The sequence below is a fragment of the Methylophilus sp. QUAN genome (assembly GCF_015354445.1).
GTDB lineage: Bacteria > Pseudomonadota > Gammaproteobacteria > Burkholderiales > Methylophilaceae > Methylophilus.
Map to the genome: position 1 here is coordinate 125,644 of NZ_JADKYT010000001.1, position 13,619 is coordinate 139,262.

A 13,619-nucleotide genomic window follows, 5' to 3' on the forward strand; every position below is an offset into this window, starting at 1 on the left:
GATACACTTGTTCCATGTTTTAATATGGATTGATACGGTCTTAATACAAAATTATTACGGTTTAATACAAATCAATTACAAGCAGGCCATATTTACTTAACATAAAAAGAATAGAATTTTTTAAAACAACCAAGGAGCTCTTACCATGAAAATCAAAACAATTATTGCTACATTCGGGGTCTTGTTTTCTGTACATGCAATGGCTGATGTGACCAATGCCGAAAAACTGGTATACAAGTACACCAACATTGCACACTCCGCTAATCCTATGTATGAAGCACCTTCTATTACAGACGGTAAAATTTTCTTCAACCGCAAGTTCAAAACACCTAGCGGTAAAGAAGCAGCTTGTGCATCCTGCCACACCAACAACCCAGCCAACGTGGGCAAAAACATTGTGACCAACAAAGAAATTCCACCATTGGCACCACGTGTTAACACCAAGCGCTTTACCGACATTGATAAAGTGGAAGATGAGTTCACCAAGCACTGTAACGACATTCTGGGTGCAGATTGCTCACCTTCAGAAAAAGCCAACTTTATCGCTTATCTGTTAACAGAAACTAAACCTAGCAAATAATCTAAATGCTACGGTATGTCTGGGATCCTTTCATTAGGATCTTCCACTGGTCTTTAGTGGCGGCGTTTGGGTATGCATTTTATACCCACGCCTCCATGTGGGACCGCCTACATCATGCTTATGCAGGGTATGTCGCTGGCACACTGATCGTCGCGCGTATTATCTGGGGATTGCTTGCTACCGGCTACGCCAGCTTTCGCAGCTTTCCACTGAACCCGGTGTGGGCAGTCAAACACCTATTCAAGCTACTCAAAGGCACCGCCCGGCACTACATTGGCCACAACCCAACAGGCTCAATTGCCATTTACGCCATGCTAGGCTTGGGTATCATCACTGTTGGCTCCGGTTGTATCGTTTACAACAATGGCTGGGGCATCATTGATGACGAGATGAGCCAGGTGCTACATCACTATGCCACTTGGACCTGGCTGGCAGTGGTGGTGGTGCATGTGTTCGGGGTTATTTTTGAAAGTTTTATTAATCACGACAACCTGATCTGGGCCATGATTACCGGCTGCAAGCGTGTGTGCAGCATTGATGAACGCTTTAATGAACGCAATACGCCATTCCCAAGAAAAAAAACCCGCTAATGCGGGTTTTTATTTGCCGATACAAAAACGACTGAAAATTTCCCCTAGTAAATCGTCGGGGGTGAACTCACCTGTAATGGTTCCCAGCGCCTCTTGCGCACAACGCAACTCTTCTGCCACCAACTCAGCCGCATGCATTTGCAACATGGCTTGGTCCAGATGCTGCTCAACTTCTTCTAGCGCTTGTAAATGACGCGCCCTGGCCATAAACACACCTTCGCCACCAGGCTGATAACCCACAATTTCCAGAAGCGTTTTTTGCAGGCTGGCAATACCATCACCTGTCTTGGCCGATAAAAACGCGTGTTGCTCATTTTCGTGTTTTTCAATGCGCGATGTTTCACGTGAAACATCTATCTTGTTATGCACCCAAACTTTTTTCACTTCTGGCGGCAGTTTGTGCAAAATGGCCTTTTCCTGCGCGCCAATGCCATGCTGGCTATCCACGAGCAACAACGCCACATGCGCAGTTTCTATCGCCTTCCAGGTGCGAGCAATGCCTACTTGTTCAACCGTGTCTTCAGTCTCGCGCAAGCCTGCAGTATCAATCACATGCAAAGGCACGCCTTCAATCTGGATCACGCTCTTAATGGTATCGCGCGTGGTCCCTGCAATCGGCGTCACAATAGCCACCTCTTCGCCAGATAGGGCGTTGAGCAAACTAGACTTACCCACATTAGGCTGCCCAATGAGCACAACATTAATGCCTTCGCGCAACAACACACCTTGCCTTGCCTGGTGAAAAATATGCTGCAAAGCGGCTTGATTAGCCTGCAACTTCTCAAGCACCCGGCCCTGGGTAATAAAATCAATCTCTTCTTCAGGGAAATCCAGGCAAGCTTCAACATACATACGCAAATCGACCAACTGTTGCAGCAAGGTCTGTATGGCATGTGAAAACTCACCAGAAAGAGAACGTACAGCACTGCGGGCGGCTTCTACCGTCGCCGCATTGATCAGGTCCGCAACCGCTTCTGCCTGCGCAAGGTCGAGTTTGTCATTTAAATATGCACGCTGGGTAAACTCACCAGCTTGCGCATGACGGGCACCGCATTCTATGCAACGTGCCAGCAATATTTGCATCAGCGCCGTACCGCCATGGGCTTGCAGCTCAAGCACATCTTCGCCGGTATAAGAGTGTGGGTTAGGGAAGTAAATGGCGATACCACGGTCAATTAACGTGGTATCCGCTTGCAAGAAAGGCAGGTAGGCCGCATGCCGCGGGGCAGGGCAGTGGCCCAGGATTTGTGTAGCGATATCTGCAGCCAACGGCCCAGATACCCGCACCACACCAATCCCGCCTGCGCCTGGTGCAGTCGCAATGGCGGCAATGGTGTCTGTAGTTAAAGCGACCTGATTATTTGCCATGCCCTTTTTTTGCCACAGCTTCAGCATGAATCATGCGGTTGATAGCCCATTGCTGCCAGATAGACAGAATGTTGTTCACCAACCAGTACAACACCAGGCCAGCAGGGAAGAAGAAGAAGAAAATACTGAATGCCACTGGCATGATTTTCATGACTTTGGCTTGAATCGGGTCGGTCGGTGGCGGATTCAAAAAGGTTTGAATAATCATGGTCGCGCCCATCAATACCGGCAACACAAAGTAGGGGTCAGTGGCTGACAAGTCTTGAATCCAGCCAAAAAATGGCGCATGGCGCAACTCAACTGAGCCCAGCAATACCCAATACAATGAAATGAACACTGGAATCTGCACCAGGATAGGCAAGCAACCCCCCATCGGGTTGATCTTCTCGGTGCGGTACATTTCCATCATGGCTTGCTGCAGTTTTTGCTTGTCATCGCCAAATTTGTCTTTCAGCGCTTGCATGCGTGGGGCAATTTCACGCAAATGCGCCATATTGCGGTAACCGGAAGCAGACAACTTGAAGAAGGCAGCCTTGATCAGAATGGTCAACACAATGATGGCAATACCCCAGTTTTTCACCAATTCGTGAATATGGGTCAACAACCACATCAATGGTTTGGCAATCACCGTCAGAATGCCGTAATCCACCACGTATTCCAGGCCAGGCGCAGCAGCTTCCAAATCCTCTTGGGCTTGTGGGCCACTAAACAGTTTTGCATCTACAGTTTTACTGTTACCCGCAGCAATTTCACCCACAGGCAAAATGGTACCGATAGAGAAATCATGTTCACTCAGCTTGGTCGTGTAGAACTTGCGCTCAGCTGTGGATTGCGGCACCCAGGCACTGACAAAATAATGTTGTACCAAGCCTACCCAGCCATCTTTGGCATTAATCGACACATCTTTTTTGGCCATTTCATCAAATTTGACCTTGTTATATTTATCCGCTTCGGTGAAATAAGCACCACCGGTAAACGTAGGCATCATTTTAGAGCCCTGGTTAGACTCATTATCATGAATAATCTGGTAATACACTGACGGTGAAATCGCTTTATCGCTGTTGTTTTTGATTTCATACTGCACATCGATCAGGTATTGGCCACGGTGGAAACGATACACCTTATCCACAGCCACACCATTGGTTTCTGGCGCAGTTAAACGCACTTCCAATGTGTCCTGGCCTTCTTGCAGGCTGTAATTGGTCTCAGCCGCAGTAAACGTTACATAATGCGTAGGTAAGCCATCACCTTTTAAACCGGTTTGCGCCACATACAACTTATCTGCACTGGCATCACTCATGAGCTCATAAGGGCCAGAGTTGTCATCTGCCTTATGCTCAAGCAAAGACAACTGACGCAGATCACCGCCCACCGTATCAATCACTGCCGCATAACGGTCTGTTTTCACCGCAATGCGTGAACCCTGGCTGAGTTTAAAACCATTTTCCTGTGGTTTGTCAGCAGGGGAAGTTTGCACCGCCTCTTGCTGTGCAACTGGCGCAGGCGCGTGTTGCTGCTGCCAGGCGTCCCATAGCAACATAATTGAGAAGGAAAAGATCACGAACAGAATTAAACGGCGAGTATCCATAAGGTTTCGTTTTTACAGGTCAGGGAAGGGGATCCACACCACCGGGATGCCATGGATGACAGCGGCCAATGCGGCGCAAAGCTAACAGGCTACCATGCCAGGCACCATAGCGCTGTAATGCCTCAATGGCGTAGTGTGAACAGGTTGGATGAAAACGACACTGACGGCCCAGCCAGGGGCTTAAGCCCCACTGGTAACATTTCACGAATGTAATCAGTATCGTTTTCATCAGTATCGTTAAGAAACGGGCGCAGTTTTTTTCAGTCTAGCCAGCAATTGTGACAAATCACGTTGTATGGCCGGAAAATCTTCGTGTTGAAAAGCCTTGCGTACTTGTAACACAACATCAAAGCCATGACCGGCCAGAGAGGGTTGTGCGCGCAACAATTCTCGCAAAACGCGCTTCATATAGTTGCGCTTGACCGCCAGTTTGGCGACTTTTTTCGACACGACCAAACCGTAGCGATGATGGTCTTGCTGGTTAGGCATGATGTTGGCAAACAGCCATTCACCATAAAACCGTTTCCTGAAACTAAAAACGGATGAAAATTCATCCGTTTTTTTTAGCTTGTACAATGTCATGCATTGAGTTTCAAGCAATGCATCCGTCAGGGATTACAGACCCAGACGTTTACGACCTTTAGCGCGACGAGCAGCAATCACTGCACGGCCACCTTTGGTTTTCATGCGTACCAGAAAGCCATGGGTACGTGCACGACGGGTTTTGGATGGTTGATAGGTACGTTTCATTATTAAACTCCTGCCAAAAGTGGCAATTAAACTCTAATCCGGCAACGCTGATTTAACAGTGAATATTTGCCGATTTCAAAAACCCTTAATTAAACAGCAAACCGCAACCTTATGTCAATGATTTTTTTTATTTTTTTATAGGCCATGGCTGTGGATAACTCAGGTCAAAACGTTTAGAATGTCTGCAACAGGTCAAGGTGATAATCGCCACACGGCCACGTCTTCTGCCACTCTTCCCGGCAATTATAACGAATAAACGCAAACAGCGCCTGAAACACGGAAACGGGCTGACTTTTTGCTGACACTTTTAAAAAGCACTGGAGCAATGGAAAATTTTTGGGCTTATTGTTTGCTCAAGTTCGAAAAAGAACTTTCGGCACAACAATACAATACCTGGATTAAACCCCTCAAAGCACGCGTCAATGGCGAGGCGGTGCAGATTGTCGCGCCTAATAAATTTGTCATGCAGTGGGTTAAAAGCAAGTTTTTTACCCGCATTGCCACCATTGCTACCGAATTATCTCCCACTGCCGTCGTTGAACTGATCGTAGATACCAGTGAGCAGGCTGCACCTGCACCAAGCACCCCTGCGGTTAAAGCTACCCCCTCCGCGCAATCTCCAGTAGAAGCAGTGGTAGCTGCTGCCACTCAAACCACCAGGGTTATTGATAAAAAACCGGTGAGCAACCGCGCGCCGGCCAAACACCTCAAATCAGAGAAAAGCAGTGGCTTGAATGACAGTTTCCTGTTTGATAACTACGTCACTGGCCGTGCCAACCAGTTGGCACGTGCTGCAGCGATTCAAGTAGCTGGCAATCCTGGTCAGGCGTATAACCCCTTATTTATTTATGGTGGCGTGGGCTTGGGCAAAACCCATTTATTGCAGGCGATTGGCAATGAGCTGAAAAAAGCCAAGCCGGAAGCCAATATACGCTACCTGCACGCTGAACGTTATGTGTCTGACGTGGTGAAAGCTTACGAAAATAAAGCGTTTGACGAGTTCAAGCAGCAATATCACTCTCTCGATTTATTACTGATTGATGATATTCAGTTCTTTGCCAAAAAAACCCGCACCCAGGAAGAGTTTTTCTACGCGTTTAACACGCTGATTGAAGAAAAAAAGCAAATTGTCATTACTTGCGATACTTATCCTAAAGAGATCGCAGACATGGATGAGCGCCTGCGCACGCGTTTTAGCTGGGGCCTGACCGTGGCCGTTGAACCGCCAGAGCTGGAAATGCGCGTTGCGATTTTGCGCAAAAAAGCCGAAAACCTCAAAATCAACCTGCATGAAGATGTGGCTTTCTTTGTTGCCAAACAGATTCGTTCCAGCGTACGTGAGCTTGAAGGTGCACTAAACCGTATTATTGCCATGGCCAACTTTACTGGCCACGCCATTGATGTGCACCTGGCCAAAGATGCTTTGCGCGACCTGATCGCTGTGCGCGGCCGCCAGATCACGATTGAAAACATCCAGAAAACCGTCGCTGACTACTATAAGATTAAAGTCAGCGACATGTTTAGCAAAAAACGTTCACGTAATGTGGCCAGGCCGCGCCAGGTTGCGATGTCACTGGCGCGTGAACTGACCAATCACAGCTTCCCGGAAATCGGGGAAGCATTTGGCGGGCGTCATCACACAACCGTGATGCATGCCTGTGAAGAAATTGAACAATTACGCTTAAATGACCAGACATTAGCGCGAGATATTGGTTTGTTGACACAGGTCATTCGTGACTAGCAAAAAAAATTTAACAAAATAAGCTGTGGATAAGTTGAGAATGACGTGTGTTTAAATATTGCGTATAGACTGGATAAAATCAGTTTACAATATCAGCCACAAATAATGCATGTTTAAACCGCAATTTATGCACAAGCTAAAATGTTTGTAAGTCTTTGAATTAAATTATTTTTTAGACTTACCCACAAAAAAGTTGCACATTACTATTAGTCTTATCTTTTATATATTGAAATAAAGTTATTAATCAGGTCAGGCCATGCAAATCAAAATCAACCGTGAGGTTTTGCTTAAACCCCTTAATAGTGTTACTGGCATCGTAGAGCGCAGACATACATTGCCTATCCTTTCTAATCTGCTGGTGAACATCAAGCAGCAGGAAATGCATCTGACAGCCACTGATCTGGAAATGCAGATTTCGCTGAAAGTGAATGGCGGGGTAGAGGGCGAATTAAGTACAACGATCTCTGCTAAAAAATTGCTAGATATTTGTCGCTCATTGCCAGATAGCGCATCTATTGAAATGAATAACCAGGACAACCGCATCACGCTCAAGGCAGGCAAGAGCCGCTTTAACCTGCAAACCTTGCCAGCCGCGGATTATCCTTTGATGAGTAAAGCCAGTGGCCAGAACATTAGTTTCAGCCTGGCGCAATCAGAGCTCAAGCGCTTGCTGAAACAGGTTGAATTTGCCATGGCGCAGCAAGATATCCGTTATTACCTCAACGGCTTACTGCTGGAAGTGAATGGCAACCAGTTGCACGTCGTGGGCACGGATGGCCATCGTTTGAGCTATACCAATACCACGCTGGATCAGAGCTTTGAAAAAACGGAAGTGATCCTGCCACGTAAAACTGTGCTGGAGCTGACCAAATTACTGGATGAGCAATCTGAAACACCAGTGGTGATTGATTTACTCAATGGCCAGGTCAGCTTTGAGTTTGGTGATATTCAACTGATCAGCAAAGTGATTGACGGCAAGTTCCCCGACTACAACAGAGTGATCCCAACTGGTCATCAAAATACATTTATGGTGAACCGTGTGGCAATTTTGAGTGCCTTACAACGGGCTTCGATTTTGTCCAATGAAAAATACCGCAGTATTCGCATGGTGATCACGCAAGGCCTGCTTAAGTTGATTAGTACTAACACTGAGCAGGAAGAAGCGGAAGAAGAACTGGAAATTGATTACAGCCAGGTTGCACTGGATATTGGTTTTAATGTCACTTACCTGATTGATGTGCTGAATAACCTTGGCGATGAGCAAATTGAGTTTGCGTTTGCCGATGCCAACAGTAGCTGCCTGATCACGGCGGCCAGCGATGCCAACTATAAATACGTTGTGATGCCAATGCGCATATAATGCCTGCACCCGTGTTTCACGTGAAACACGCCTGGCATGGATAATGTTGGACTTTTAAATCTCATTAAAGAAACTTTTGTTATGGCACAGCCACAAGAATATAACTCAGACAGTATCAAGATTTTGGAAGGTTTGGACGCAGTACGTAAACGTCCCGGCATGTACATCGGTGACACGTCAGATGGTTCTGGTTTGCACCATATGGTATTCGAAGTGCTCGATAATGCGATTGACGAAGCACTGGCAGGCCACTGTGACGATATTAAAGTGATTATCCATCCGGATAATTCCATCAGTATTTCTGATAACGGTCGCGGTATTCCTACCGATATCAAAGAAGACGACAAACACGAACCTAAACGCTCTGCGGCTGAAATCGTCATGACCGAGCTGCATGCCGGTGGTAAGTTTGACCAGAACTCTTACAAAGTCTCTGGTGGTTTGCACGGTGTGGGTGTCTCAGTAGTGAATGCCTTGTCTGACTGGCTGAGACTGAAAATTTACCGCAAGGGCCAAGTGCACCAGATGGAATTCCATCGCGGCGTGCCACAAGCCCCTTTAACCATCACTGGTACTACCGACAAAAAAGGCACGGAAGTCCATTTCCTGGCATCGGTTGAAACATTTACCCTGGTTGAATATCACTTTGAAATTCTGGCCAAGCGTATCCGTGAACTGTCTTTCCTGAATAATGGCGTGAAGATCGAGTTGATCGACCAACGCACAGGCAAGTCTGAAAATTTCGCCTTTAGTGGTGGTATCAAAGGTTTTGTGGAATACATGAACCGTACCAAAACGGTGCTGCATCCAAAAGTGTTTTATGCCGTCAGCGAAAAAGACAATATGACGGTTGAAGTGGCGATGCAATGGAACGACAGTTACTCTGAATCGGTACAGTGCTTTACCAACAACATTCCGCAACGTGACGGTGGCACCCACTTGACGGGTTTGCGTACCGCGATGACGCGTACCTTGAATCAATATATTGAACAAAACGAATTCGCTAAAAAAGCCAAGGTCGAGACTACTGGTGACGATATGCGCGAAGGCATTACCTGCGTGCTTTCCGTTAAAGTGCCTGATCCAAAATTCTCCTCACAAACCAAAGACAAACTGGTGTCTAGCGAAGTGCAGCCAGTGGTGTCCGAAATTGTGGCAGCCAAACTGGCAGAGTTTCTGGAAGAAAACCCGGTCGATGCCAAAATTGTTTGTGGCAAGATTGTAGAAGCGGCACGTGCGCGTGAAGCGGCACGTAAAGCGCGTGAAATCACCCGCCGTAAAGGCGTGATGGACACCATGGGCCTGCCAGGTAAACTGGCTGATTGCCAGGAAAAAAATCCGGCCTTGAGCGAACTCTACCTGGTCGAGGGTGACTCTGCGGGCGGTTCTGCCAAACAAGGGCGTGACCGTAAGTTCCAGGCGATTTTACCTTTGAAGGGTAAGATTCTTAACGTGGAAAAAGCGCGTTTTGACAAACTGCTGGGTTCACAAGAAATTGCCACGCTGATCACTGCCATGGGCACTGGCATCGGCAAAGACGACTTTAACCTGGAAAAACTGCGTTATCACCGCATTATCATCATGACCGATGCGGACGTCGACGGTGCCCACATCCGCACCTTGTTGCTGACGTTCTTCTACCGCCAAATGCCAGAGCTGGTTGAAAACGGCCATATTTACATTGCGCAACCACCGCTGTATAAAGTCAAACAAGGCCGCGACGAGCGCTACCTCAAAGATGAACACGAGCTGGATGAATACCTGCTTAACTCAGCCCTGCGTGATGCCGTGCTGGTGACCAAAGAAGGCGGCGACATCCTGAAGGACGACGCCCTGACCAGCATCGCCAAACAAATGGTGCTGACAGAAGCCGTGATCCGCCGCATCGCCAACCTGTATGACGAAAGCGTGTTACGCGCGATCCAGGATTTAGGTGACCTGGATTTGAGCACAGAGTCTGCAGCCAACACTGCCGCTGAAAAACTGCGTCCTATCCTGGGGGCGGTTGGTTCAGAAGTCATCGTGGCACAGGACACAGAAACCAGCGCCTACCGCCTGGAAGTGAACAAATACGTGCATGGCAACCTGCAAAGCTGCGTGATTGATGCCGAGTTTCTCAGCAGCGGCGATTACCGCCAGATCAACCGTACCTCAAACATGGTCAACAATCTGTTGGGCGAGGGCGCATTGATCAAGCGCGGCGAGAAAGAGCAAAAAGTCAGCACCTTCAAACAGGCACTGGACTGGTTGCTGGGCGAAGCCAAACATAACCTGAATATTCAGCGTTACAAAGGCTTGGGCGAGATGAACCCGGAGCAATTGTGGGAAACCACCATGGATCCAACCGTGCGCCGCCTGCTTAAAGTGCAAATTGAAGATGCCATCGGTGCCGATGAAATCTTCACGACACTGATGGGCGATAACGTGGAACCGCGCCGCGCGTTTATCGAAAGCAATGCGCTCAGTGTCAGCTCACTGGACGTTTAACGAAATCCGTTTTCACCTGGAATAAAAAAGCGCCCGAGGGCGCTTTTTTATTACTCACTTTAAAGCTTAAAAACATGCAAGACTCAAACCCGCGCTTCAATCATGCCACGCTAGTCGGTTGTTGCGCCGTGCTGATGTGGAGCGTGACTGTCGGCTTATTCAGGAGTGTGGCTGAAATTTTTGGCCCGATAGCGGGTGCGGCCATGATTTTTAGCGTTGCCGGGTTATTTGCCAATACGATTATCGGCGCGCCTAAGCTCAAAACGTTCCCCAGGCTATATCTATGGGTAGGCGGCGGCCTGTTCGTGCTCTACGAGGTCCTGCTGGCGCTTTCTATCGGCACTGCGACTGACAGATGGCAGGTACTTGAGCTGGGGATGATCAATTACCTGTGGCCCAGCCTGACCATTTTGTTTGCAGTGATAGCTCGTCAGCAACGCGGTCACTGGTTATTGCTACCGGCCATGGCGCTTTGTTTATTGGGTATTGCTTGGGTGATGAAAGGCGAAGGTGCCTGGTCACCCGCCACCTTCTTGCATAATGTCCAGCGTAATCCCATCGGCTATGGCATGGCATTGTTAGCTGCCATCATCTGGGCGGTGTATTCGGTATTTACCCGCCGCTTTGGCAAAGGTATCAACGGTGTGCCGCTATTTCTCGTCACCACGGCTGCGGTGCTATGGCTTGCTTACGGGCTTAGTGACGAAGTGACTTTGGTATTCAATCTGGCCGGGTTACTCCAGGTCTGTGTCATGGGCACGCTGATGGCCACCGCCTATTCGTGCTGGAACTACAGCATTCAGCACGGCAACCTGGCACTACTGGCAACGATGTCGTATTTCACCCCAGTATTATCGGTGTTACTGGCCTGCCTATGGTTAGGTGTCGCACCAGGCGCCGGATTTATGTACGGCGTGGGTTTGGTCACGCTGGGCTCATTACTCAGTGGCCGGGCCAGCCAGTAGTTCATGGTGACGACCCGGTAAATTGCCTGATTAACTGGCAAAGCGTGTCAAAAGCCGGGTGCTGCTGGTTGCTTACATTAAAAGCGCTGTCTTGCAGTCTTTGTACTTGTACCGGTACGCCCGCGAGCAGCAGTTTCGTGGCATAGGTTTCGGCTTCATCCCTGAGCGGGTTGCTGTCACTGCTGATGATCATCGCAGGGACCAGTCCGCCCAGCCGACAGGAATTCACTGGTGACACATACGGGTGCAAGGCATTACTCGCCACCTGCGTATAATCTGCCCAGGCCCGGCGGCACGCGCTATCTGCCACGGCTGTCAGTGACTTTGAGGTTTGTAGCGCGTCCAGCATGGGGTTGATCAGTATTTGCCCCTGAAGCGTGTTGCGGCAATTCAGGCCACGGTCGCGGAACAACATGGACACCACCGCAGCCAGGTTACCGCCAGCTTGCTCCCCGCCAACAAATATCCTTTTGGCATCTGCACCTATTGTTTTTGCGTGTGCGCACACCCACGCCAGCGCTTGGTAGGCGACCTCTATGGTGTCAGGAAACTGCATGGCAGGCGCCAAGGGATAAGCCACACACACCACTACCATGTGTTCAGAGAGTGCATGGGCCAAATCATATGCCGTTTCAATACTGCCGCAGTTAAACAAGCCGCCATGAAAATAAATCAGGGCAGCTTGCCTGCTTTTGGCATCGCCTTTGCCAAATACCTGCAAAGTAATTGGTGCGGCACTGGCCGGATATTCAAAGCTTGTGGTCCACATGGTTTAAAGTGTGGGCACCGCCATGCCCAGCTTCACTGCAGGGCGTTCGCCTATGCGCTTCAGCCAGCGTTGCAACGCCGGTTTAGTGTCAAACGAGCCTTTCAATGCCTCTTTAAAATAGACCGTGGCTGCTTGCACCCAAGGGTAACAGGCGATATCGGCGATGGAGTATTCTTCACCTGCCAGGTAAGCATGGCTTGCTAACTGCTTCTCCATCACGCTGAATAGCCTTTCTGCTTCTTCGATAAAGCGTGCGATGGCTAATGGCGATTTTTCCTGGCTACGCACCGCGAAAAAACCGAGCTGGCCCAGCATGGGCCCCAGCGCACTGGTTTGCCAGTGCAACCATTCCAGGGCGTTATAGCGCGCCTGCCCATGCGGTGCCAGAAACTGGCCGTACTTTTCGGCCAGGTAGGTCAAAATAGCGCCGCTCTCAAAAATCACGACCGGGTCACGATCTGGTTCGGTATCGATGATGGCCGGAATCTTGTTGTTAGGCGAAATCGCACTGAAGTGTGCAGAAAACTGCTCCAGCTTGCCCAGATCAACCGGGCTCACCGCATAGTCAAGTCCTAACTCCTCCAGCAGGATGGAGATCTTTCGACCATTTGGTGTGGCCCATGTGTATAAGTTGATCATCTGTTTGCTCTCTAAAATTAACGCAAGCCACCGCCTACCAGCAATTGCTCGCCAGTCAGCCAGTAAGAGTCTTCAGAGGCTAAAAAGGCCGCCACTGACGCAATATCATTCGGCTGGCCAGTGCGCCCCAGCGGTGTTTGTGCCACATAGCCACTCTCCATCTCTGAGCCAATCACGCCCGCCGTCTGTGTGCCTTCCGTGGCAACCAGGCCAGGGTTCAAGGCATTGACGCGAATCTTGCGTGGGCCCAGTTCTTTGGATAACGAACCGGTGATGGCATCTACCGCGCCTTTAGTGGCGGTGTATACCGCCGCGCCAGGAGGCGTTAAACGGCTGACCACAGAACCAATGTTGATAATGCTGCCACCTTCAGGCAGATATTTAACCGCCGCTTGCGTGGTGAGCAACAAGCCCAGCACGTTGATGTTGAATTGTTTGTGGAAGTGTTCAGGGGTGATTTCTTCGATGCTACCGAATTCATAAATTCCGGAGTTGTTGACCAAAATATCCAGCTTGCCAAAGTTGCTAATCGCCGCTTCGACAATCGCCTGTGCGTCTGCCGCTTCACTCACATTGCCACCCACGGCCACCGCCTTGCCACCCGCGGCTGTAATATCAGCCACCACTTTGTCGGCACCGGCCTTGCTGGATAAGTAATTGACGACAACGGCTGCGCCATCACGGGCAAAACGTTTAGCGATTTCAGCACCGATGCCTTTAGATGCACCAGTCACCACGGCTACTTTACCTTCAAGTTTCTTGCTCATAAAAATCTCCTAAAT

At 49.1% G+C, this 13,619-nt stretch carries 14 protein-coding genes; 6 read left to right on the plus strand and 8 right to left on the minus strand.

Features of this window, described 5'->3' with window-relative positions; genetic code table 11:
* Nucleotides 1-145: 145 nt before the first annotated feature.
* Together cycA and INP79_RS00580 are read left to right on the plus strand one after the other, a co-directional pair.
* Entirely contained in the window at nt 146-580 is a 435-nt protein-coding gene (cycA, locus tag INP79_RS00575) for a cytochrome c'' (RefSeq protein ID WP_194742271.1), read from the plus strand.
* 5 nt (nt 581-585) lie between these two features.
* Nucleotides 586-1,170, plus strand: a complete 585-nt coding sequence (locus INP79_RS00580; protein WP_194742270.1) for a cytochrome b/b6 domain-containing protein — start codon at nt 586-588, stop codon at nt 1,168-1,170.
* Nucleotides 1,171-1,179: 9 nt separating this feature from the next.
* Here the strand turns inward: INP79_RS00580 and mnmE are convergent, their stop codons facing one another.
* Genes mnmE through rpmH form a run of 5 tightly spaced genes read right to left on the minus strand, consistent with a single transcriptional unit; the run spans nt 1,180 to nt 4,876 of the window.
* The gene (gene mnmE, locus INP79_RS00585; protein WP_228519652.1) at nt 1,180-2,538 is read right to left on the minus strand and encodes a tRNA uridine-5-carboxymethylaminomethyl(34) synthesis GTPase MnmE; all 1,359 of its coding nucleotides are present in this window, start codon (nt 2,536-2,538) and stop codon (nt 1,180-1,182) included.
* The gene (gene yidC / locus INP79_RS00590) at nt 2,528-4,126 is read right to left on the minus strand and encodes a membrane protein insertase YidC (protein WP_194752522.1); all 1,599 of its coding nucleotides are present in this window, start codon (nt 4,124-4,126) and stop codon (nt 2,528-2,530) included. Before yidC ends, mnmE begins: the two co-directional genes overlap by 11 nt.
* A 19-nt stretch (nt 4,127-4,145) precedes the next feature.
* Complete coding sequence (gene yidD / locus INP79_RS00595; RefSeq protein WP_228519653.1) at nt 4,146-4,355, minus strand: membrane protein insertion efficiency factor YidD; 210 nt, start codon at nt 4,353-4,355, stop codon at nt 4,146-4,148.
* A gap of 8 nt (nt 4,356-4,363) precedes the next feature.
* Nucleotides 4,364-4,708, minus strand: a complete 345-nt coding sequence (gene rnpA / locus INP79_RS00600; protein ID WP_194752523.1) for a ribonuclease P protein component — start codon at nt 4,706-4,708, stop codon at nt 4,364-4,366.
* A 33-nt stretch (nt 4,709-4,741) separates the two neighbouring features.
* Nucleotides 4,742-4,876 carry a 50S ribosomal protein L34 gene (gene rpmH / locus INP79_RS00605; protein ID WP_018987191.1) on the minus strand — a complete coding sequence of 45 codons (135 nt, stop codon included), beginning with the start codon at nt 4,874-4,876 and terminating at the stop codon, nt 4,742-4,744.
* Between the two features lie 325 nt (nt 4,877-5,201).
* Between rpmH and dnaA the strand changes: the two genes are divergently transcribed.
* The 4 genes from dnaA to yddG all read left to right on the plus strand — a co-directional run bounded on the left by dnaA (nt 5,202) and on the right by yddG (nt 11,429).
* On the plus strand, nt 5,202-6,617 hold the full coding sequence (gene dnaA / locus INP79_RS00610) for a chromosomal replication initiator protein DnaA (protein WP_194752524.1): 1,416 nt from the start codon (nt 5,202-5,204) through the stop codon (nt 6,615-6,617).
* Nucleotides 6,618-6,873: 256 nt separating this feature from the next.
* On the plus strand, nt 6,874-7,977 hold the full coding sequence (gene dnaN / locus INP79_RS00615; RefSeq protein ID WP_194752525.1) for a DNA polymerase III subunit beta: 1,104 nt from the start codon (nt 6,874-6,876) through the stop codon (nt 7,975-7,977).
* Between the two features lie 81 nt (nt 7,978-8,058).
* Complete coding sequence (gene gyrB, locus INP79_RS00620; RefSeq protein ID WP_194742263.1) at nt 8,059-10,464, plus strand: DNA topoisomerase (ATP-hydrolyzing) subunit B; 2,406 nt, start codon at nt 8,059-8,061, stop codon at nt 10,462-10,464.
* A gap of 74 nt (nt 10,465-10,538) precedes the next feature.
* The gene (gene yddG, locus INP79_RS00625) at nt 10,539-11,429 is read left to right on the plus strand and encodes an aromatic amino acid DMT transporter YddG (RefSeq protein ID WP_194752526.1); all 891 of its coding nucleotides are present in this window, start codon (nt 10,539-10,541) and stop codon (nt 11,427-11,429) included.
* A 1-nt stretch (nt 11,430) separates the two neighbouring features.
* Here the strand turns inward: yddG and INP79_RS00630 are convergent, their stop codons facing one another.
* Genes INP79_RS00630 through INP79_RS00640 form a run of 3 tightly spaced genes read right to left on the minus strand, consistent with a single transcriptional unit; the run spans nt 11,431 to nt 13,604 of the window.
* Nucleotides 11,431-12,198, minus strand: coding sequence for an alpha/beta hydrolase (locus INP79_RS00630; protein WP_194752527.1), 768 nt, complete (start codon nt 12,196-12,198; stop codon nt 11,431-11,433).
* A gap of 3 nt (nt 12,199-12,201) precedes the next feature.
* Nucleotides 12,202-12,837 carry a glutathione S-transferase family protein gene (locus INP79_RS00635; RefSeq protein WP_194752528.1) on the minus strand — a complete coding sequence of 212 codons (636 nt, stop codon included), beginning with the start codon at nt 12,835-12,837 and terminating at the stop codon, nt 12,202-12,204.
* Nucleotides 12,838-12,854: 17 nt separating this feature from the next.
* The gene (locus INP79_RS00640; RefSeq protein ID WP_194752529.1) at nt 12,855-13,604 is read right to left on the minus strand and encodes a glucose 1-dehydrogenase; all 750 of its coding nucleotides are present in this window, start codon (nt 13,602-13,604) and stop codon (nt 12,855-12,857) included.
* Nucleotides 13,605-13,619: the final 15 nt, after the last annotated feature.